Genomic DNA, 20119 nt, shown 5'->3' with positions numbered 1-20119 from the left:
GCAGGGGCGCCCGGGAGGTGCCGACAGACTGCCGAGACCGGCCCGCCACCCCCATACAGTCCGCCGATATCCCTCCCCACCTGCGCACTTCTAGCGTGGCGCCATGACCCCTCATGTCACCCCGCACACCCTTGCCGCCGTGAAGGACGCAGATCGGAAGCATGTCTTCCATTCCTGGTCCGCCCAGGCCCTGATCGACCCGCTCGCCGTCGCGGGGGCCGAGGGCTCCTTCTTCTGGGACTACGAGGGCAAGCGCTACCTCGACTTCTCCTCCCAGCTGGTCAACACCAACATCGGCCACCAGCACCCCAAGGTCGTGGCCGCGATCCAGGAGCAGGCCGCCCGGCTCTGCACCCTCGCGCCCGGCTTCGCCGTCGACGTCCGCTCCGAGGCCGCCCGCCTCATCGCCGAGCGGACCCCCGGCGACCTGGACAAGATCTTCTTCACCAACGGGGGCGCCGAAGCCGTCGAGAACGCCGTTCGCATGGCCCGTCTGCACACGGGCCGCGCCAAGGTGCTCTCCACCTACCGCTCGTACCACGGGGCCACCGCCGCCGCGATCAACCTCACCGGGGACCCGCGCCGCTGGCCGTCCGACACCGCCGCGGCCGGCGTCGTGCACTTCTGGGGTCCGTACCTCTACCGTTCCGCCTTCCACGCGACCACCGAGGCCGAGGAGTGCGAGCGCGCCCTCACCCACCTCGCCGACACCATCGCCTTCGAGGGCCCGCAGTCGATCGCGGCGATCATCCTGGAGACCGTGCCGGGCACGGCGGGCATCATGGTCCCGCCCGCGGGCTACCTCGCGGGCGTCCGCGAGCTCTGCGACCGCTACGGCATCGTCTTCGTCCTCGACGAGGTCATGGCCGGCTTCGGCCGCACCGGTGCGTGGTTCGCCGCCGACCACTGGGACGTCACGCCGGACCTGATCACCTTCGCCAAGGGCGTCAACAGCGGCTACGTGCCGCTCGGCGGCGTGGCCATCTCGGCCGCCATCGCCGAGACGTTCGCGACCCGCCCCTACCCGGGCGGACTGACGTACTCCGGACACCCCTTGGCCTGCGCCGCCGCCGTTGCGACGATCAACGCGATGGAGGAGGAGGGCGTCGTCGAGCATGCCGCCCACCTGGGCGAGAACGTGATCGGCCCGGCGCTCGCCGAGATCGCCGAGCGCCACCCGTCGGTCGGCGAGGTCCGCGGCCTCGGTGCCTTCTGGGCCCTGGAACTCGTACGGGACAAGGAGACGCGCGAGCCGCTCGTCCCGTACAACGCGGCCGGGGCGGACAACACCCCGATGGCCGAGTTCGCGGCGGCCTGCAAGGCCGGCGGGCTGTGGCCCTTCGTCAACATGAACCGGACCCATGTCGTCCCCGCTTGCACCATCACGGAGGCCGAGGCCAAGGAGGGCCTGGCCCTGCTGGACGAGGCGCTCACGGTCGCCGACCGGCACACCACCGGGTAGCCGGGACAGTCACCACACAATCCCCACCGACCGACCGGTTTCGGCCTCGCTGTCTGGCCTATGGTGTCCGAAGCTCTACGACAGGAGACGGACCCCTATGCCAGGCAGCGGCGCTGTCACCCGCAACACGCTTCGCCAGCAGATCGCGGACGCGCTGCGTGACGAGGTGCTCGCGGGACGCTTGCCCCCGGGGACCGAGTTCACCGTGAAGCAGATCGCCGAGCAGTACGAGGTCTCCGCGACTCCGGTGCGCGAGGCGCTCGTGGACCTCTCGGCCCAGGGGCTGCTGGAACTGGTCCAGCACCGGGGTTTCCGGGTGCGGGTCTTCTCGGTCGACGACTTCCGCGGCATGATCGAGGCCCGTTCGCTGGTCGTGGACGGCATCTTCCGCCGGCTCGCCGAGCGGGGCACCACCCCGGGCTTCGGCGAGATGCTGGTGTCGGTGCGCCGCCGGGGCGAGGAGGCGCGCAGGGCGGCCCGGAGCGGCTCCCTGGAGGTGCTGATCGGCTACGACCTGCGTTTTTGGCGGGAACTCAGCGGGCTCGTCGCCAACCCGTACATCACCGAGTTCCTGCACCGCATCCGCGTGCAGTGCTGGGTCTTCGCCGTCCCCCACCTCCAGCGCGACCCGCAGCTGCGGGAAGCCCTCTGGGACGGGCACAGCGATCTGGTGGACGCCGTGACCCGGGCGGACGCCGATGCCGTCCGCCGCATCGTGCACGGCTACAACGAGCACGCGCTGGCCTGGGCCGAGCGCCTCTGAACCCCTGCCGGGCCCCTGGGGGCGGCCGCAGTTCCGCGCACCCCTTCGCGGAGGGTGTCCGGCGCACTACGCTGGCCTGATCGGCGACAACGACTGATCGGAGGCCGTGTGGCCTGTGACCTGTGGCTGGTCCCCCTTGTCGACGTGCTGTGCCACAGCCCCGACAACCCCTTCGCGGAAGAGATCGCCTCGTACGACAAGGCGCTGGGCCAGGCCGGGCTCCCGTCCGTGCCCGTGTTCGCGTACATGCCGGGTCTGAGCGGGGACGTCGCCCCGGTCGCCGGTTTCGACTACGACGCCCTGCACTTCCTGAGGCGCGCCTACCTGCTCCAGCTCTGCGGCCTGCCGGTGACCCCGGTGGACGAGCTGGGCGGGGACTACGAACAGCTGCTGGAGATGTTCGAGCCCACCGCTCAGCAGTCGCACCTGGTGTGGCACTACGACCACGCGGGCGCCTATGTGCCCGTCGACTTCCCGGCGCCCCTGGCGAACGAGGAGCTGCTGGCCGGAGGCGGGCCGCTGGGGTCCGCGCAGGGGCTGCTGCGGGAGCTGGTGTTCGTCGCTCCCTCCATCGGGATAGACCCGGGGAACCCGCCGGCGGCGCCCGCGCCGCCGGGGCGGCCGACCTCGCTGGAGGAGCCGGCGGGACCGATCCCGTACGACGGCAGCCCCTTCGCCCGCGAGCGGCACGTCTGGCTGGGACTGCACGCGGCGGCGACGCGCAGTCTCGGACAGGGATCGATGATCATCTTCAGCTGAGCTGCCTGCAGACCCGTACCCGTACCTGTACCTGTGCTCGTACCTGCTGCCCGGGCCGGTGGGCGGGGGCGGCCCCGCCCCCGCCCCCTCCACCGGGTCAGCGCGGCTGCTCGGGGGGCCGCTGGCGCGGCATGTTGGGGCGGGTGCCCGGCGGCAGCGGGAAGCGGGCCGGCGGGACGTACGCGTCAGCGCCGCGCGCCCCGGAGGCCCCCAGCGACTGCATCACCAGCGGAGCGGGACCGGAACGGAACTCCACCATCCAGTCCGCGGTCTCCGACCGCACCAGCTCCGTGATGTCCTCGGAGAAGCGCCGCAGCACGGTCAGGCACCGCTCGGCGGCCTCGCTGGCGGTGCCCTCGGTGGGCCCGAGCACCTCGCGGACGTTCTCCGAGGCCCAGTCGAACTGCAGGGTCTGGAGCCGGCGCTGCACCGCCTGGGCCGTGGCCACGTCCCGCATCCAACCCGACGTCAGTCCGAAGAACCGGTCGCAGGCCAGCGCGGCCGCGCCCAGCAGCAGCGCCAGGTACCCGTACGCCGATCCGCCCGGCGCCGAGCCGGTCAGTTCCAGTACCGGCATCGCGGCGCCCGTGACGGCCCCCAGGGCGGCGCCGACGCGCAGCACGCGCGCTCCGCGGCGCTTCCACGCCCGGTCGGACAGGTACCACTCGGCCGTGCGCAGCGCGTCCGCCTCGACCCGCCGGTAGAGCTCGTCGAGCCGCTCGGCGGGCTCCCCCCAGTCCCCGAGGGGGAAGGGCCGGCCGGTCAGATCGCCCGCCGCCATCGGCCCGCCGCCCTCCTCCCGGGGATCCCGGGGTGGCCCCTCGGGCTGCATCTCCGGTTGGCTCACCCGGCACTCCCTCTGCCTGCGCTGACGTGTGGTGGTGCGCGTGTGCGCAATGATGCGCATGCTCTTCCTACCTTCGAATGGCGGGCGATGGGCAACGAATCCCGGGATTTCCGCTCGCAAGGAGGGCTCCATCAGGTACGCGCAGGCCCCGACTCTCACTCGAAAGAGTTGGTCCTCACGGCGTAGGGCGCGGCGCCCGGGGAGCACGTAGGCTCGGATTGACCAAGCGTTCCGCAGGTCTCGGGTCGCGAAAGGTCCCGACGGTACCGACGTACGGAAGTGAGTGCCCTGTGATTCCCGGTGGTGGCCAGCCCAACATGCAGCAGCTGCTCCAGCAGGCCCAGAAGATGCAGCAGGACCTCGCCGCCGCGCAGGAGGAGCTGGCGCGGACCGAGGTCGAGGGCCAGGCCGGCGGCGGCCTGGTCAAGGCGACCGTCACCGGCTCCGGTGAGCTGCGCGCCCTGGTGATCGACCCGAAGGCCGTGGATCCGGAGGACACGGAGACGCTGGCCGACCTCGTGGTCGCGGCGGTCCAGGCGGCGGGCGAGAACGCCCAGGCGCTCCAGCAGCAGAAGCTGGGCCCCCTCGCGCAGGGCCTGGGCGGTGGCAGCGGGATTCCCGGCCTGCCATTCTAGCAGTACTCTCCCTCCTTCCTCCCCGCTCGACCCATCCCACGAAAGACGAAAGAAGGCAGTCCGTTGTACGAAGGCGTGGTCCAGGACCTGATCGACGAACTGGGCAGGCTGCCCGGCGTCGGGCCCAAGAGCGCGCAGCGGATCGCCTTCCACGTCCTGCAGGCCGAGCCCACCGACGTCCGCCGCCTCGCGCACGCGCTGCTCGAAGTGAAGGACAAGGTCCGGTTCTGTGCCGTGTGCGGGAACGTGGCGCAGGAGGAGCGCTGCGGCATCTGCCGCGACCCGCGCCGGGACGCGACGGTCATCTGTGTCGTCGAGGAGCCGAAGGACGTGGTCGCGATCGAGCGGACGCGTGAGTTCCGGGGCAAGTACCACGTCCTCGGCGGCGCGATCAGCCCGATCGAGGGCGTCGGCCCGGACGACCTGCGCATCCGCGAGCTGCTGGCGCGGCTGGCGGACGGTGAGGTGACCGAGCTGATCCTCGCCACCGACCCCAACCTGGAGGGCGAGGCGACCGCCACCTACCTCGCCCGCATGATCAAGCCCATGGGCCTGAAGGTCACCCGCCTGGCCAGCGGGCTCCCCGTCGGGGGAGATCTGGAGTACGCGGACGAGGTCACGCTGGGGCGGGCCTTTGAAGGAAGGCGACTTCTCGATGTCTGACGCAACGCTGCACGCTCTCGGCCAGGATCCGGACGACTTCGCCGCCTCGATCGCGGACCAGATCGAGTCGTTCATCGTCGCGGTCACCGAGGTCGCCAAGGGCGAGGATCCGGACAGTGCGGTGCCCTTCCTCCTCCTGGAGGTGTCCCAGCTGCTGCTGGCGGGCGGGCGACTGGGCGCGTACCAGGACGTGCTGCCCGAAGAGCGCTACGAGCCCGATCTCGGCCCGGAACCGGACGTCGACGACCTGCGCGAGCGGTTTGCGATCATGCTGGAGCCGGTCGACGTCTACTCCGAGGTCTTCGACCCGTACGAGCCGCGCAAGGCCCCGGTGGCCCACCGGATCTCCGACGACCTGGCCGACGTGGTCGCCGACCTGCGCCACGGCCTCATCCACCACCAGGCGGGTCGCATCACCGAGGCGCTGTGGTGGTGGCAGTTCTCGTACTTCACCAACTGGGGCCCGACGGCCTCGGCGACCCTGCGCGCCCTGCAGTCCCTGATCTCGCACGTGCGCCTGAACCAGCCGCTGGCGGCCCTGGACGGCCTGGACACGGACGAGGACCTGACCGAGGACGACCTGGCGGAGCAGGCGGGGAAGGTCATGGCGGAGGAGCTCGGCGGCCTGGGCCGCACGTGACCCTCCGGCACGGAACCCGGATTGTGATCTTTTCGTCTCATGATGCGGTACGAGGAGGTCGGATCCCGGTCGCTCGTTAGACTGCACCCGCAATGAGACGGACTGACCGAGGAGCGCACGTGGGCCTTGTCGTGCAGAAGTACGGAGGCTCCTCCGTAGCCGATGCCGAGGGCATCAAGCGTGTCGCCAAGCGGATCGTGGACGCCAAGAAGAACGGCCACCAAGTGGTCGTGGTGGTGTCCGCGATGGGCGACACGACGGACGAGCTGATCGATCTCGCCGAGCAGGTTTCGCCGATGCCTGCCGGACGCGAATTCGACATGCTGCTGACCGCGGGAGAGCGGATCTCCATGGCCCTGTTGGCCATGGCGATCAAAAACCTGGGCCACGAGGCCCAGTCGTTCACCGGCAGCCAGGCAGGCGTCATCACCGACTCGGTGCACAACAAAGCGCGCATCATCGATGTCACGCCGGGCCGGATCCGCACCGCGCTGGACGAGGGCAACATCGCCATCGTCGCCGGTTTCCAGGGCGTGTCCGCGGACTCCAAGGACATCACCACGCTGGGCCGCGGAGGCTCGGACACCACCGCCGTGGCGCTCGCCGCGGCACTGGACGCCGAGGTCTGCGAGATCTACACCGACGTCGACGGCGTCTTCACCGCCGACCCCCGCGTCGTGAAGAAGGCCCGGAAGATCGACTGGATCTCCTCCGAGGACATGCTGGAGCTGGCGGCTTCCGGTTCCAAGGTGCTGCTGCACCGCTGTGTCGAGTACGCACGCCGATACAACATCCCGATCCACGTCCGCTCGTCCTTCTCGGGACTGCCGGGCACCTGGGTCAGCAACGAGAATCCGCAAGGGGACGAGCAGGTGGAGCACGCCATCATCTCCGGAGTCGCTCACGACGTCTCCGAAGCCAAGATCACGGTCGTCGGCGTCCCGGACAAGCCGGGTGAGGCCGCGGCGATCTTCCGCGCCATCGCGGACGCCGAGATCAACATCGACATGATCGTGCAGAACGTCTCGGCGGCCTCCACGGGCCTCACCGACATCTCCTTCACGCTTCCCAAGGCCGAGGGCCACAAGGCCATCGACGCCCTGGAGAAGGCGAAGAGCGCGATCGGCTTCGACTCCCTGCGCTATGACGACCAGATCGGCAAGATCTCCCTGGTCGGGGCCGGTATGAAGACGAACCCGGGCGTCACCGCCTCGTTCTTCCAGGCGCTGTCCGACGCGGGCGTCAACATCGAGCTGATCTCCACCTCGGAGATCCGCATCTCGGTCGTGACCCGCCAGGACGACGTCAACGAGGCCGTCCGCGCCGTGCACACGGCCTTCGGCCTCGACTCCGACAGCGACGAGGCCGTCGTCTACGGAGGCACCGGACGATGACCGCCGCCCGGTCGGCCCCGGCTCCGGCTCTCGCCGTCGTCGGGGCGACCGGAGCAGTCGGCTCGGTCCTGCTCCGGATGCTGTCCGAGCGGGCTGACGTCTGGGGCGACATACGGCTGATCGCCTCCGGGCGGTCGGCCGGCCGCATGCTGTCCGTCCGAGGACAGGAGTGCGAGGTGCTCGCCCTCACCGAGGACGCCTTCGACGGCCTCGGGGCGGGCGATGTCGCGCTCTTCCTCACCCCGGCCGAGGTCTCGGCCCGCTGGGCGCCCGTCGCCACCGCGCGCGGCGCGGTCGTCGTCGACCAGTCCGCCGCCTTCCGGGAGGATCCCGAGGTACCGCTCGTGGTGCCCGAGATCAACGCCCACGCGGCACGCATCAGGCCGCGCGGGATCGTCGCCAGCCCGGACACCGTCACCGCCGCGATGATCGCTTCGCTGGGGGCGCTGCACGCCGAGTACGGCCTGACCGAGCTGGCCGTCTCCACGTACCAGGCCGCGAGCGCGGCCGGCCGGGCCGGCTCCGAGGCGCTGCGCCGCCAGCTGTCGCTGGTCGCGGGGACCTCCCTGGGCGAGCAGCCCGGCGACGTGCGCCGTGCCGTGGGCGAGGACACCGGACCGTTCGCGGCTCCCCTGGCCCTGAACGTGGTGCCGTGGTGCGGCGAGCTGAACGAGGACGGCTGGTCCTCGCACGAGCTGGCCGTACGCGCGCAGACCCGCCGGATTCTTCAACTGGAGGCGCTCCCGGTGTCGGTGACCTGCGTGCGGGTGCCGGTCCTGACCGGTGACTCGCTGACGGTGCGGGCCGGCTTCGAGAACGAGGTCAAGGCGGCGCACGCCCGGGAGATCCTGGAGACCGCGCCCGGCGTGGTGCTGGTGGACGATCCCGGGACGGGGGAGTTCCCCACCCCCGTGGACGCCGCCGGGACGGATCCGGCCTGGGTGGGGCGCGTACGGGCCGCGCTCGACGACCCGTACGCGCTGGAGTTCTTCGTGTGCGCCGACAATCTCCGCCGGGGCGCGGCGCTGAACGCCACACAGATCGCGGAACTGATCGCAGGTGAATGTGCGTAATTCGCTTTGTAGGATCGGTGCCGATCCCTTGATCAAGGTGATGGCCCGACTGCCGTTTCGCTGGACGGGGCAATCGGGAAGAGCGGGTACGCATGAGGACAATACGGAGTTCCCTGCCGAGGCCTCTGCGCGCGTACAACCCTGACCGGGGGACGCGTGTCCTACAGGCGTGGCACAGGCACTGCTCGAATCGGCCGTCCTGCCGGCACGCACGGGGGTCCTCCCGTCGCGCCGGGACGTCCTCACGCCCGGCGGCGGTCTTCCCGTGATCGTTCCCGTCCCTCCGACGGGGACCCCACAGGCCCCCGCACGGACCCCCGGCGGTCTCGTGCCCGAACAGCGCGACAGCGGTGACGCGGAAGCGAACGGCAAGGCCCACGACGGGGCCCACGACAGGGCCGACGAGGCCGACAGAGCCGACGAGGCCGGAGCGGCCGGAGCGGCCGACGTGGTGGCCGGCACCACCGTCGACCACCTCACGGCCACCTACCAGGCGCACTACCGCTCACTCCTCGGCCTCGCCGCGCTGCTCCTCGACGACACCGCCTCCTGCGAGGACGTGGTGCAGGAGGCGTTCATCCGGGTGCACTCGGCGCGCAACCGGGTCCGCGACCGCGAGAAGACCCTGGCGTACCTGCGCCAGACCGTCGTGAACCTCTCGCGTTCCGCTCTGCGCCGCCGCATCCTCGGCCTCAAGCTGCTGTCGAAGCCCATGCCGGACATGGCGAGCGCCGAAGAGGGCGCCTACGACCAACTGGAACGGGACGATCTGATCAAGGCGATGCGGGGACTCCAGCGCCGCCAGCGCGAGGTGCTGGTGCTGCGCTACTTCGCGGACATGACGGAAGCCCAGGTCGCCGAGACGCTGGGAGTGTCGCTCGGCTCGGTCAAGGCGTACGGATCGCGGGGCATTGCCGCGCTGCGGGTGGCGATGGAGGCTGCGCAGTCATGAGGGACGACCACACCGCGCCGGACGGCGCGAGCGGCGAGGACGAGCTGCGGATCCTGCTGCGCGGCGCCGTCGAGGGCATCCGGCCCTCCGGGGACGCGCTGGAGCGGATCCTGCACGCCGTACCCGCGCGACGCCGGGCCCGCAGGCGCCGGGCCGTCGTCGGCGCGGCCGCGGCCGCGCTGATCGCGGGGACCGCGATCCCGGCCGCGCTGCACCTCGCGGGCGGCGAGGGCACGGACGCGGACCGCCGGACCGTGGCCGGGCACGAGGCGCACTCCGGTGACGAACACAGCGGCGCCTCCGACCCGCACCAGAACGGATACGGCGCCTACCCGAAGGCCGGCGGCTCCCTCAGCGGCTCCGTGGACGCGGGCGGTGCCACCGGGCAGCCCGACACCTCGCAGGGCGGTGCCACGACAGGAGGACCGGCATCGGGCCCGGCGGGCACCGGCGACCCGGGCGGCCCGGCAGGTTCCGCGTCGGACCCGGCGGCGGGCACCGGCCCGCTGCCGCCGGTGGCTTCGCCGGGCGTCCCCGGATGCGGCGCCGAGCAACTGGGCGTCGTGGGCTACGTGCGCAACCCGGAGGGCGACGGCCGGGTGGCCGGCGGCTTCCGGGTCACCAACGTCTCCTCCCGGGGCTGCGCCGTCACCGGCCGGGACAACGTGACCGCGGCCTCCGCGCCCGTGGCGACGCTGGTCCCGGGCTCCGGGGTCGCCGTGGTCGACCACGCGGCGGGCGACCCGGGCAGCGGTCTGCTGCCCGACCCGTCGGCGCAGCCTTCGGTGGTGGTGCTCGCGCCGAACAAGTCCTACGAGGTCCGCTTCGCGTGGGTGCCGCCGGGCGAGCCCTGTGCCGCGAACGGCTCGGACGGCGGCGGCAAGCCGCCGCAGACCGGTTCGGCGGGCACCTCGGGCGCCCCGGGCAGCGGTGCCGCGTCGGAGCCCCAGACGGGCACGCCCCAGGCGCCGAGCGTCGTCGAGGTGTCCCACACCCCTCGGACCAGCGCCGCGCCGACGACGCGGACGTCGATCCCCGACGCCTGCGGCGGCACGGTCTACCGGACGGGTGCGATCCCGGTCGACGACTGATCCTGCGCAGGCGGGTCGGCCGGGTCGGCCGGGTCGGCGGGCTTGGCGGGGTCGGCGGGGTCGAGCAGGCCCGCCTCCGCGTCGCGCAGGGTTTCCACCTCGCGGCGGTAGAGCCGGAACCACATGAAGAGCACGAAGGCGACGAAGACGAACCACTCGCCCGTGTAGCCGAGGTTCTGGAAGGCCTTGAGGTCGAGCCCGGTGTTGGTCGGCGCCTGCGCAGGCACCGGGAGCATCCCGTCCACCGGGGTCTGCACGGTCAGCCACGCGTCGTACAGGTCGTGCGGGACGATGTTGACCAGAGTGGCCGCGGCGATCACGCCGAGCTGTCCGGCGGGCAGGCCCCCCTGGGCGTGGACCCCCTTCGTCCCCGAGTTCTCCGAGGCCTGCAGGGCGCCGGTCACCTCGACCCGGCCCGTCGGCGCGGCCGGCGCCTTCGCGGGGTCCGCGGCACCGGGCAGCCAGCCCCGGACCACCGGCAGGGCCTTGCCGGAGTCGGTCTTCAGCAGCGTCAGGACGTAGAAACCGGTCGCGCCGTCGAGCCGCCGCTCGGGCACCAGCATCTGCTCGCCGTACTCCCCGGACGCAGAAGCCATCCGCCCGGAGGTCTCCGTGTCGACCGGGAGCAGCGAGTCCAGGGGCGCGGCCGCCCGGTCGACGGGCCGTTCTGCGGTCGCTTCCCGGTGGCTGTCCACCCGCGCCTCGAACCGGCCGAGCTGCCAGGACCCCATGAACAGGCAGAAGGGGACCGCGAGCGCGACGAAGACGTTGATCCCCCACCAGCGCGGGGTCAGGAGAAACCGGTGCACCCCACCACGGTACGGGGGGTGCACCGGCCACCGGTCCTCAGGGTCGGGCGGGCAGGTGCTTCAGCGCGAACTCCAGGTCCATCCGTACCTGCTTGATCCGCTCCTCCACGACCAGCGAGCCGTGCCCGGCGTCGTACCGGTACACCTCGTGCACCGCCCCGCGCGCCACGAGCCGGTCCACGTAGGTGTCGATCTGCCGGATCGGGCAGCGCGGGTCGTTCACGCCGGCCGCAATGTGGACCGGGGCCTTCACCCGGTCCACATAGGTCAGCGGGGAGGAGACCTCGTACCGGTCCGGGACCTCCTGCGGGGTACCGCCGAAGAGGGTGCGGTCCAGGGCCTTCAGCGCCTCCATCTCGTCGTGGTAGGCCGTCACGTAGTCCGCGACCGGCACGGCGGCCAGGCCCACGGCCCAGGCCTCCGGCTGCGTGCCCAGGCCCAGCAGCGTCAGGTAGCCACCCCAGGAGCCGCCCGACAGGACGAGCCGCTCCGGGTCCGCGAGGCCCGACGCGACCGCCCACGCGCGGACCGCCCCGATGTCCTCCAGCTCGATCAGACCGACCCGGTGCTTGAGGGCGTCGGTCCACTCGCGGCCGTATCCCGTCGAGCCCCGGTAGTTGACCCGGACCACCGCGAAGCCGTGGTCCAGCCAGGCCGCCGGGGTCGCGGCGAAGGCGTCGCTGTCGTGCCAGGTCGGCCCGCCGTGGATCTCGAAGATCGTCGGGAAGGGGCCGTCGCCGTGCCCCGACGGACGCTGGACGAGCGCGTGGATCCGGCCGCCCGGACCCTCCACCCAGGCGTCCTCCACCGGCAGCGAGCCCGGCGGCCGCAGGCCCGGCGGATCCAGGACGGCCCCGCCCGCGGTGGACCGCACCGCCGGCGGCTCGGCGGCCGAGGACCACAGGTACTCCACCGTCCCATCGGGCCGCGCGGTGGCCCCGGACACCGTCCCCGGCGGCGTGTCCACGCGTACGAGCTCCCCCGCGGCCAGGTCGTAGCGCCACAGCTCGGTGCGCGCCTCGAAGCTGTGCGCGACCAGCAGCGCGGATCCGTCCGGGCACCACTCGGCGCTGACGTCGCCCGGCAGGTCGATCGCGAGCTCCTGCTCGGCCCCCGTGGCCACGTCCCACACCAGCGGCTCCCAGCGGCCGCGCCGCTGGTGGCCGATGAGCAGCCGGGTGTCGCCCGCGACCGGGGCGAAGCCGAGCACCTCCAGACCGAGCTCCTCCGTCCCGCCGCGGGAGTCGTCCAGCTCGGCGACGGTGCTCCCGTCCAGGGTGAGGACGCGCAGGGCGGAGTGCATGGCGTCGCCGTGCTCGGTGTGCTCGATGGCCAGCAGGGTGCCGTCGCGCGACAGGTCGCCCACGCCCGCGGACTCCCGGTGCCGGTAGATCACCGCGGGCTCCGAGCCGTCCGGGCGGACCACGTGGACGGTCGAGCCGTCCTCGTCCGTGGAGCGCCCGACGACCGTGGTGCCGTCGCGCCCGATGGCCAGCCCCGCCGGGTAGGAGGGTTCGAGGCCCGGAGTGGCGGGCTCGTCGGGGCCGCCGGCGAAGGGCTGGCGCACCCAGGTTCCGAACTCGTCGCCGTCGGTGTCGGAGAACCACCAGATCCACTCGCCGTCGGGGGAGAGGGTGCCGTCGGTGGTGCCGTTGGGGCGGTCGGTGGCCTGCCGCTGCGCACCCGTGGCGCGGTCCCAGGCGTAGATCTCGAAGGTGCCGGTCGCGTTGGAGACGAAGAGCGAACGGTCCGGGGCGTCCTCGGCCCATTCGGGCAGCCCGACGCGCGGTGCGCGGAACCGCTTCTCCCAGTCGGGCATGTCGGGGGTGATCTCGCTGTCGCTGGTCATGCGCCCATTGTGGCCGCAGCGCCCCCCCGGGGTGCCGACTGCTCCGAACGGGCGCACAGTGGAACCCGTACTCCAAGGAGGAACGATCATGGCCAAGAAGGCCCGCACCGGCCACCACATGCACCAGGACTCCGAACGCGCGCTGGCGAAGAACACGGCTGCCGAGGCCCGTGCGAAGGCCGCGGTCAAGGACCCGCACTCCACGGCGGCGAAGACCCGCGGCATGCAGCAGAAGGCCCAGGCCAGGCGCGGCTGAACGCGCGCGGCCGACCGCCTTCGTCCGTACGCTGGCGCCATGCGGATGATCGTCCGGGGCGCCCGGCTGCTCCACACACCAGGCCTGTCCGACGTCGAGGTCGGGGAGGACGGCCGCATCGCGCGGGTGGTCCCCCACGACGACCAGAAGGAACCGCCGGCCACCGGCGTCCTCGTCGAGGCGCACGGCAGCCTGCTCACCGCACCCTTCGTCGAACCGCACATCCACCTCGACACGGCTTTGACCGCCGGCGAGCCGCGCCCCAACACCTCCGGCACCCTGTGGGAGGGCATCGCCTGCTGGAGCGAGCGCAAGCGCACCCTGACCCGTGAGGACGTGGTCGCGCGGGCCACCGAGGTGCTGCGCTGGCAGGCTGCCCACGGCGTCCTGCACGTCCGTACCCACTGCGACGTCACCGACCCGTCCCTCACCGCGCTCGACGCGCTGCTGGAGGTCCGCGACCGGGTGCGGGACGTCATGGACCTGCAGATCGTCGCCTTCCCCCAGGAGGGCATCGTCTCCTACCCGGACGGCGAGGCACTGCTGCGCGAGGCCGTCTCCCGCGGGGCGGACGTCGTCGGCGCGATCCCGCACTTCGAGGACACCCGCGAGGACGGTGTCGCCTCGCTGCACACCGCCTTCGCACTGGCCGAGGAACACGGCCTGCGGGTGGACGCCCACTGCGACGAGATCGACGACGAGCAGTCCCGCTTCGTGGAGGTGCTCGCCACCCTCGCCCTGCGCTCGGGCCTGCGCGAGCGGGCCACCGCCTCCCACACCACGGCCATGGGCTCCTACAACGGCGCCTACAGCTTCAAACTCCAGCGGCTGCTGTCCCGTTCGGGCATCAACCTGATCGCCAACCCCTTCGCCAACCTCAACCTCCAGGGCCGCTTCGACGCCTACCCCAAGCGGCGCGGCCTCACCCAGGTCCGGGAGATGCTGGCGGCCGGGGTCAACGTGGCCTTCGGCCACGACGACGTGATGGACCCCTGGAACGCCCTCGGCACCGCCAACCCGCTGCAGACCGCCCTCGTCGGCCTGTACGCCGCCCAGCTCACCGGCGCCGACGACATCCCGGTGGCCTTCTCGATGGTGACGGACCGTGCGGCACGCGTGCTCGGCCTCGGCGCCGATGCGTACGGCATCACCGCCGGAGCCCCCGCCTCCTTCGTGCTGCTGCCCGCGCCCACGCCCGAGGAGGCGATTCGCCGCCAGGTGCGGCCCCGTTACGTGGTCTCGCGCGGCTCCGTACTCGCCGAGACCCCGACCGTGCCGACCCGGCTGTCCTGGCCCGGGGAGCCCCCGGCGGACGTCGACTTCACCCGCCGCCTACGCTGACGTGCCATGACGTGGACCCTCGACACCACATCGGCCCGTGCCGCCCTGGAGATCGCTTCGGAGTACGCGGACACGGCGCTGCTCAACCACAGCGTGCGCTCCTACGCCTTCGGCGCGCGGTACGCGCAGGACCACGGCCTGGAGTACGACCGGGAGCTCTTCTACGTGGCGGCCCTCCTGCACGACCTGGGCCTGACCGCGCCGTTCGACAGCCACACCCTGCCCTTCGAGGAGGCGGGCGGCCACGTGGCGCGCGTGCTGACGGCGGGCCTGGGCTGGCCGGCGGACCGCCGGGCCCGCGCCGAGGAGATCATCGTCCGGCACATGCGGGACGACGTCAGCGCGGCGCAGGACGCCGAGAGCCACCTCCTCCAGGTGGGCACCAGCGCCGACGTCTCCGGCCTGCGCCTCGCCGAGTTCGCCCCGGCCTTCACCGCCCAGCTCCTCGCCGCCCACCCGCGCGCCGGCTTCGGCCCCGCCTTCACCGCCCTCGTCCAGGACCAGGCGGAGCGCAAGCCCGGCTGCGCGGCCGCCGCCTACGTCGCGGGCGGCGCGGCCACCCGTATCGCGGCCAACCCCCTGGACGCCTGACGGGGACGCCCGCCGCGCAGGTCACGTGGATCCGCCACCGCTTCGGATAGCGTGCCCGCATGTCGTGGGACGAGGACGGAACACCGCACCCGCTCGCACAGCGCCGCAGCGGCCGCAGCGAACTGGAGGCCGACCGGCTGCCCGAGATGCGGGAGCTGGAGGCACTCGGCTGGGAGCCGGCCCCCGAGGACCTGCGCTGGATCTTCCTCCCGTACGTCTGGCCCCCCGCGGCCCGCACCTGGATCCCCGACCGTTCCACCCACTGGGCCGTGGACACCGCACTCGACGGTCACGGCCACATCACCGGCGTGGAGTGCGCCCCGCTCCCCGAACCCGACCTGCGCGACCTGGACCGGGAGACCGACGAGGCCCTCGCCGCGCTCGGGCTCCCGCCCCGCCCCCGGGGCCGCCTCTGGCTGCTCCGCCCGGTCGGCCCGTTCACCACGGTCGCGGCGGTCCTCGACCACCTCGACGCCCTGGCCGCGGCGGCCCCCTCCCCTGACGTCCCGTCGCTGGCCCGCACCGAACTGGCAGCGCTCCACGAGAGCGCGTAGCGGGTGTTGGCTACGCTGGAACGGTGGGGGCAGCGGCGGGAGGCGGTCCCATGAGGCGGCGGCATCACTTCCACATCGACCACGCAGGCCACTCGGTCAGCGCCACGGTCCAGACCGGCCGCACCGCGGTCGTCGAGGTCCTGGTCGACGGCAAGGAGACGGGCCATGCGACGACCCACCACGACCACCCCGTGACCGTCCGCGTCGAGCTGCCGACGGACCCCCCGACGAAGGTCTCCGTCCGTGCCACCCCCGGCCCGGGCATCCCCCGCTGCGTCTTCGAGGCCCCGGCCACAGAGCCCCACATCATGTCACCCCGCCCCTACTGACGGGCCCCGGGAACGCAGGAAGGGCCCGATCCGCGATGCGGATCAGGCCCTTGACCTGGTCTTACGAAGTCGGGGTGGCGGGATTTGAACCCACGACCTCTTCGTCCCGAAGAACGTCCAACCAAGATCCTCATCAGCGTGAATGGCATTTGCGCAGGTCAGGGCGTTGGGGTGGGTGGGTCTGTGGCGGTCTCGCGGGGTCTCTGGGAGAAGTTCTTCTCCCAGATTTCTCCCAGCCCGGGAGTGCTCGCGAGGTTTACTTGCGCTGCCCGTCGCGTTGCTTGTGCATGGCCGCCCTGAGGAGCTGGTGGGTGCCGTCGATCCGTGCGATGAAGTCACGCTCGCACGGGACCGAGAACACCGAAGGGCCGGTCATTCGCTCGGGTCTCGGTCGGGCAAGTGCCCACGCTGTTGGTAGGGCAGTTCGTCGGGGTGGGTGCGGACGCGGGTGTGCCGCCACGCGGCGTCGAAGGAGGTGTTGCCGTAGCTGGCTCGGGCCAGACGGCGGGCGCGCCAGCTGGTACGAGGGGAGAGCAGCCAACGCCAGAGGATCGTCCTCACCAGCGGAACCCGCTCTCCCACCCTGTCGGACGATACGGGGCGCTCATGTGCCGCTCGCCGGATCGGTCGATAACGGATGGCCGCCGATGAGGGCTTCTGTCCTGGCGGCGTGGTCGGGACGTTTGGCGTGGCGCATGCCGGCGGCGAGCACCTCGTAGATCGCCCGTCTTTGGGGAGGGTCCTGGAAGCTGTCCAGGAATTCTCTGATGACCTCCAGGGCCGCATACTCGATGGCGCGCTCATGGTCGGGGCGGTACTGGGTGAAGGCGGCCGCGATCTCGTCGATGACCTTGCGCTCCGGAGGGCTGCTCCAGCCATCGGGCTGCTGCTCGATCCACCGCACGAGTACCGCGGCGGGCTCGGTGAGTTCCTTGGCCATGGCATGGGTCCGCTGGCGACGCAGGGCGTCGGTTACGGCCTGGCGGCGCTGGGCGGTGAGTAGGGACGCCACGGCAGCTTGATCGTCGGGGGACAGATCGAGAGCGACCTTGGCCGTGTACTCGACGGGTGGTTCGGTGGGGAGGGTGCGTCGGCGGGCGAGGTGACTTCCGCAGGCGTCGCGGGCGGATCCGAGGTCGGCAGGGTCGCACTCGTGCGCCACGTCAGCCGCCGCCTTGCGCAGGGTCGCCCGTATGGCTCCCGCCATCTCGTCCGGGCTCTGCGGGTACGGCGGCCCGGTGTGGACGGTGGCGGTGATCCGGGCCGTGAAGGCGATGCCAGGTACGTTGCTGGAGAGGCGGACCTCGAACCGGGTGAGGCCGCGCCGCAGCGCTCGACGAGTACGGCGGCGCGACCATCGGGTGGTGATCACAGGTCAGGACTCCGCGGGCTCGGGACTGGAGGGAGAAGTGTCCGCGAGCATCGGCAACTGCAGCTGCCTGCGCAGGGCGATGACGGGCTCGTCGTACTGCACGCCCGCCTCGCCGAAGACGAAGGCAGCCACCGGGCTGGTGTAGATGTGCTCCCTGGTGACCTGGCGGAGGATGTCGACAGTGAGGTCGCTCGGAACCAGGTCGTCGGCAAGGGCATGCGCCCACGCGATCATCAGGTCACGGGACTGGGTCGTGACGCGGGTGTCGGCCAGGACCGACCTCCAGCCGCGCAAGAGAGCAGCCTTGACCTCCGGGTTCTGGTCGGCCGCCTCCAGCATCACCTGAAGGACGTACGGATCTTCCTGCGGATCGAGCAGGCTGAGGAAGCCGCGGTAGCCGGCGAGGTAACGGCTCTCGGTGGCCCATTTGATGACCGTCTTCCAGACCCGTGGGAGTTGTCCCGCGTGGGACGCGATGGCGCGCAGCGCCTCCTCGGCTGTTTGGACGGCGTTGTCCCGCTCTGGGCGGTCGAGGATGTGGCGCAGGCGGACCAGTGTCTGCTGAGGGTATTGGTCGGCGAATTCGCTCTTGCAGACCAGCGCGATCACCGTCGCCACGGATTCCGTTGTCCCGTGGGACCAGTCCAGGAGTTTGGCGCGCACTTTGGGGCCCAGGGCTTCGGCGTCGGCGGCCTTGGTGAAGACTCCGGCAATCAGCCGGCGATGCTCGTCGGTGTCGGCCCCGTTGTCGATCCAGGTACGGATCTGCTCGATGACCTTGATGTCGTTCTCCGTGATGGCCAGTTCGACCAGAAGGTCGCTGATGGCCGGGAGACGGGCGGCACCGGGTTGCTCAGGAGCGGTGATGTGATCGAGCCACTTCAGCAGGGGCAGATGGATGTCGGGGCGCTGGCGCCACAGATGGTTCAGAACGGCCTGGGCGTATCCGGGTTTGTGGTCGACGGTGGCGTGGCGGCCGGTGACCTTCGCGCCCACGCTGCGGAGCCGGGTCGTCAGGTCGGGACCGGTCAGGATGACCTCGACATCGGTCTCCGGGGGCTTGCCCAGTAGATACTGGCTCGCTTCCTGGATCTCGAGCGCCGTGTCGCCGCTCAGGAAAAGCGCGGCGATCAGCAGTGCCCGGTCGCCGGCCTTGCCCTCGGTCTCCTTGAAGACCCTGGTGACGTCCGTGCGCCACTGCTGGAAGGCGGCTAGCGCTGATTTGAGTCCCTCGTCCGAGTCCTCGGCATGGGCCAGCAAGGCAGCCAGCCGCGCGGCGTCGCTGGGACTGGACTCCTTGGTCAGCAGATGCGAGGCCTCGCCGGCGTCTCCCTGACCGGTAGGGCTGGGCGCGGGGTTGATCCACCGGACTCGCTCCGGTTTTCCGTACAGGTCTTCAAGGTGCCTTCTGGCCACCCGGCGGGCGGATGGCCTCGCCTTGGTCCTGACCACGACTCGGCCCAGCGCCCCGGACAGCTCCTCCGGCCACCCGTGCTCGTCGGCGACCACTACCAGGTACGAACCGATGCGCCGCAGCTTCTCGGCATGAGTCACCAACGATTGAGCGATCTGACTGGGCTGCTCCCAGCCGCTCATCTCCGCCGCGATGTCCAGCAGGTACCCGGTGCCCGGCCGCTCCGGCAGTGACGAGATGTCCGGGGACTCGGGGTCGTCCCAGTCCGGCTTGATCTCCGAAAGGCCCAACGGTTTCTCGCCACGAGCCGACTCGGCCTGCGATAGCTCCCATAAGGCTCGGATCCCGGCTGTGCGCTTGCCGTAACCAGTCGGCCCGGCAAGCACCGCGAGCCCCTGATCGTCGGCGACAAGCAGACGGACGGCATCGGCCGCAGTCGTCACGGCACCCCCGTCGGAGCTGACATCCACCCATGCTCGGCGTACCACGTCGAGCTCGGACTCGGGGATGTCCGCCGCAGACAGCGGCTGCTTCCCCGTCATGTTCACGTCGCGACCCGCAATGATGATCTGCGATCGGTCGTTGTCGCGAACCTCCAGGCTCCGGCCCGCGAACCCTGCAGGGACCACGGCGGCGGCGGGAGGGGAAGGAGGTACTGGCGGCGGAACCGGGCCGTAGCCGGTCTGGTCGCTCACTTCTCGTTCTCCGGTGCCCGGTACGTGAAGTCGCCGGCGTTGACATCGTGGCCCGCGAGGAGCACCTGGCTGCCGGTGTTGTGATGCACGTTCACCTGCGCGCCGACCTTGCTGCCGGACTCCTCCGACCGGTCGACCAGGGCCTGGAGCTCCACAGCGCCATCCGGGTGTTTCTGCAGGAACGCGGCGAGCTGGATCAGCAGCTGCTGTTGCAGCGCCTGCATCACCGTGTCCCGCTCTCCGTCCGGGCTCTCCAGCAGGCGCACCCGCGCGGCGTCGACCAGACGGAGCTCCTCCTCCGCGTTCTCCTCGCCGCCGAGACGGAAGAAATGGACGACTGCCCGGCGGAACGCATCCCAGCCGCTCTTCGCCATTTCTGCCACGAAGACGGCAGCCCCGCCCGTGGCCACCTGCACAACATCGAGCGCATCGCTCACGAGTGACTCCCCCATGAAGATCCGTGACGGTTTCGTCAGCACAGAGTGGAGAACTCGACCGAACGCGGCAATCGAAAGTGCTTGCGCCATCCAGAAACAGCAATGCACGCCACGCGCGAATTTCGCCAAGGTTTGACAGTGGCGTAGGTGTTATCGGGAGTGTTTTGATCTAGGGATCTGCAGGGCACGGGGC

At 71.4% G+C, this 20119-nt stretch carries 22 protein-coding genes; 15 read left to right on the top strand and 7 right to left on the bottom strand.

Annotation, left to right across the window (positions count from 1 at the left end):
- Positions 1-103 precede the first annotated feature (103 nt).
- The 3 genes from AW27_RS15400 (at position 104) to AW27_RS15390 (ending at position 2984) form a co-directional block, all read left to right on the top strand.
- Positions 104-1462 (top strand): aspartate aminotransferase family protein, encoded by a 1359-nt coding sequence (locus tag AW27_RS15400; RefSeq protein ID WP_037920861.1) that lies wholly within the window; start codon positions 104-106, stop codon positions 1460-1462.
- 97 nt (positions 1463-1559) lie between these two features.
- Entirely contained in the window at positions 1560-2225 is a 666-nt protein-coding gene (locus AW27_RS15395) for a GntR family transcriptional regulator (RefSeq protein WP_037920863.1), read from the top strand.
- 108 nt (positions 2226-2333) lie between these two features.
- A complete protein-coding gene (locus AW27_RS15390; RefSeq protein ID WP_037920865.1) occupies positions 2334-2984 on the top strand; it encodes a hypothetical protein in 651 nt (216 codons plus the stop codon).
- A 97-nt stretch (positions 2985-3081) separates the two neighbouring features.
- Here AW27_RS15390 and AW27_RS15385 read toward each other — a convergent pair whose 3' ends face one another.
- On the bottom strand, positions 3082-3831 hold the full coding sequence (locus AW27_RS15385; protein WP_037920867.1) for an SLATT domain-containing protein: 750 nt from the start codon (positions 3829-3831) through the stop codon (positions 3082-3084).
- 290 nt (positions 3832-4121) lie between these two features.
- Between AW27_RS15385 and AW27_RS15380 the strand changes: the two genes are divergently transcribed.
- The 7 genes from AW27_RS15380 (at position 4122) to AW27_RS15350 (ending at position 10279) form a co-directional block, all read left to right on the top strand.
- The gene (locus AW27_RS15380; RefSeq protein WP_078556344.1) at positions 4122-4466 is read left to right on the top strand and encodes a YbaB/EbfC family nucleoid-associated protein; all 345 of its coding nucleotides are present in this window, start codon (positions 4122-4124) and stop codon (positions 4464-4466) included.
- A gap of 63 nt (positions 4467-4529) precedes the next feature.
- The gene (gene recR, locus AW27_RS15375; protein ID WP_037920876.1) at positions 4530-5129 is read left to right on the top strand and encodes a recombination mediator RecR; all 600 of its coding nucleotides are present in this window, start codon (positions 4530-4532) and stop codon (positions 5127-5129) included.
- Positions 5122-5769 (top strand): DUF5063 domain-containing protein, encoded by a 648-nt coding sequence (locus tag AW27_RS15370; RefSeq protein ID WP_037920878.1) that lies wholly within the window; start codon positions 5122-5124, stop codon positions 5767-5769. Before recR ends, AW27_RS15370 begins: the two co-directional genes overlap by 8 nt.
- Positions 5770-5888: 119 nt before the next feature.
- The gene (locus AW27_RS15365; RefSeq protein ID WP_030838740.1) at positions 5889-7163 is read left to right on the top strand and encodes an aspartate kinase; all 1275 of its coding nucleotides are present in this window, start codon (positions 5889-5891) and stop codon (positions 7161-7163) included.
- Positions 7160-8236, top strand: coding sequence for an aspartate-semialdehyde dehydrogenase (locus tag AW27_RS15360; RefSeq protein WP_037920883.1), 1077 nt, complete (start codon positions 7160-7162; stop codon positions 8234-8236). Before AW27_RS15365 ends, AW27_RS15360 begins: the two co-directional genes overlap by 4 nt.
- Before the next feature lie 169 nt (positions 8237-8405).
- The gene (locus tag AW27_RS15355; RefSeq protein ID WP_172671312.1) at positions 8406-9188 is read left to right on the top strand and encodes a SigE family RNA polymerase sigma factor; all 783 of its coding nucleotides are present in this window, start codon (positions 8406-8408) and stop codon (positions 9186-9188) included.
- Positions 9185-10279, top strand: a complete 1095-nt coding sequence (locus AW27_RS15350) for a hypothetical protein (protein ID WP_052030389.1) — start codon at positions 9185-9187, stop codon at positions 10277-10279. Before AW27_RS15355 ends, AW27_RS15350 begins: the two co-directional genes overlap by 4 nt.
- Here AW27_RS15350 and AW27_RS15345 read toward each other — a convergent pair.
- Both AW27_RS15345 and AW27_RS15340 read right to left on the bottom strand, forming a co-directional pair.
- Positions 10246-11088, bottom strand: coding sequence for an SURF1 family protein (locus AW27_RS15345; RefSeq protein WP_037920885.1), 843 nt, complete (start codon positions 11086-11088; stop codon positions 10246-10248). The two genes, AW27_RS15350 and AW27_RS15345, sit on opposite strands and share 34 nt — an antisense overlap.
- A gap of 37 nt (positions 11089-11125) precedes the next feature.
- Positions 11126-12937 (bottom strand): S9 family peptidase, encoded by a 1812-nt coding sequence (locus AW27_RS15340; RefSeq protein ID WP_037920888.1) that lies wholly within the window; start codon positions 12935-12937, stop codon positions 11126-11128.
- A gap of 88 nt (positions 12938-13025) precedes the next feature.
- Here AW27_RS15340 and AW27_RS15335 point away from each other — a divergent pair, with 88 nt between their 5' ends.
- From AW27_RS15335 to AW27_RS15315, 5 genes are read left to right on the top strand one after another with little or no spacing between them, the layout of a single operon-like run.
- Entirely contained in the window at positions 13026-13193 is a 168-nt protein-coding gene (locus AW27_RS15335) for a hypothetical protein (protein WP_157840222.1), read from the top strand.
- Positions 13194-13232: 39 nt separating this feature from the next.
- Positions 13233-14534 carry a cytosine deaminase gene (gene codA, locus AW27_RS15330; RefSeq protein ID WP_304949872.1) on the top strand — a complete coding sequence of 434 codons (1302 nt, stop codon included), beginning with the start codon at positions 13233-13235 and terminating at the stop codon, positions 14532-14534.
- Positions 14535-14540: 6 nt separating this feature from the next.
- Positions 14541-15125, top strand: a complete 585-nt coding sequence (locus tag AW27_RS15325) for an HD domain-containing protein (protein WP_037920890.1) — start codon at positions 14541-14543, stop codon at positions 15123-15125.
- 59 nt (positions 15126-15184) lie between these two features.
- A complete protein-coding gene (locus tag AW27_RS15320; protein WP_201773402.1) occupies positions 15185-15679 on the top strand; it encodes a DUF5956 family protein in 495 nt (164 codons plus the stop codon).
- Between the two features lie 50 nt (positions 15680-15729).
- Entirely contained in the window at positions 15730-16008 is a 279-nt protein-coding gene (locus AW27_RS15315; protein ID WP_037920892.1) for a hypothetical protein, read from the top strand.
- A gap of 372 nt (positions 16009-16380) precedes the next feature.
- Here AW27_RS15315 and AW27_RS15310 read toward each other — a convergent pair whose 3' ends face one another.
- Genes AW27_RS15310 through AW27_RS15295 form a run of 4 tightly spaced genes read right to left on the bottom strand, consistent with a single transcriptional unit; the run spans position 16381 to position 19926 of the window.
- Complete coding sequence (locus tag AW27_RS15310; RefSeq protein WP_236647614.1) at positions 16381-16569, bottom strand: hypothetical protein; 189 nt, start codon at positions 16567-16569, stop codon at positions 16381-16383.
- Between the two features lie 43 nt (positions 16570-16612).
- Positions 16613-17380 (bottom strand): hypothetical protein, encoded by a 768-nt coding sequence (locus tag AW27_RS15305; protein ID WP_037920894.1) that lies wholly within the window; start codon positions 17378-17380, stop codon positions 16613-16615.
- Between the two features lie 3 nt (positions 17381-17383).
- Positions 17384-19489 carry a hypothetical protein gene (locus AW27_RS15300; RefSeq protein WP_037920900.1) on the bottom strand — a complete coding sequence of 702 codons (2106 nt, stop codon included), beginning with the start codon at positions 19487-19489 and terminating at the stop codon, positions 17384-17386.
- On the bottom strand, positions 19486-19926 hold the full coding sequence (locus tag AW27_RS15295; protein WP_157840223.1) for a hypothetical protein: 441 nt from the start codon (positions 19924-19926) through the stop codon (positions 19486-19488). The genes AW27_RS15300 and AW27_RS15295 overlap by 4 nt, the downstream gene beginning before the upstream one ends.
- Positions 19927-20119: the final 193 nt, after the last annotated feature.

It is taken from the genome of Streptomyces sp. PCS3-D2 (genome assembly GCF_000612545.2).
Lineage (GTDB): Bacteria > Actinomycetota > Actinomycetes > Streptomycetales > Streptomycetaceae > Streptomyces.
This window is presented reverse-complemented; position numbering and strand designations above follow the sequence as displayed.

What these genes read in the sequence shown, in the direction of transcription:
- AW27_RS15400 (WP_037920861.1), top strand. Translation starts at nt 104, where the DNA reads ATGACCCCTCATGTCACCCCGCACACCCTTGCCGCCGTGAAGGACGCA.
- AW27_RS15395 (WP_037920863.1), top strand. Translation starts at nt 1,560, where the DNA reads ATGCCAGGCAGCGGCGCTGTCACCCGCAACACGCTTCGCCAGCAGATC.
- AW27_RS15370 (WP_037920878.1), top strand. Translation starts at nt 5,122, where the DNA reads ATGTCTGACGCAACGCTGCACGCTCTCGGCCAGGATCCGGACGACTTC.
- AW27_RS15360 (WP_037920883.1), top strand. Translation starts at nt 7,160, where the DNA reads ATGACCGCCGCCCGGTCGGCCCCGGCTCCGGCTCTCGCCGTCGTCGGG.
- AW27_RS15350 (WP_052030389.1), top strand. Translation starts at nt 9,185, where the DNA reads ATGAGGGACGACCACACCGCGCCGGACGGCGCGAGCGGCGAGGACGAG.
- AW27_RS15340 (WP_037920888.1), bottom strand. Translation starts at nt 12,937, where the DNA reads ATGACCAGCGACAGCGAGATCACCCCCGACATGCCCGACTGGGAGAAG.
- AW27_RS15335 (WP_157840222.1), top strand. Translation starts at nt 13,026, where the DNA reads ATGGCCAAGAAGGCCCGCACCGGCCACCACATGCACCAGGACTCCGAA.
- codA (WP_304949872.1), top strand. Translation starts at nt 13,233, where the DNA reads ATGCGGATGATCGTCCGGGGCGCCCGGCTGCTCCACACACCAGGCCTG.
- AW27_RS15325 (WP_037920890.1), top strand. Translation starts at nt 14,541, where the DNA reads ATGACGTGGACCCTCGACACCACATCGGCCCGTGCCGCCCTGGAGATC.
- AW27_RS15320 (WP_201773402.1), top strand. Translation starts at nt 15,185, where the DNA reads ATGTCGTGGGACGAGGACGGAACACCGCACCCGCTCGCACAGCGCCGC.
- AW27_RS15315 (WP_037920892.1), top strand. Translation starts at nt 15,730, where the DNA reads ATGAGGCGGCGGCATCACTTCCACATCGACCACGCAGGCCACTCGGTC.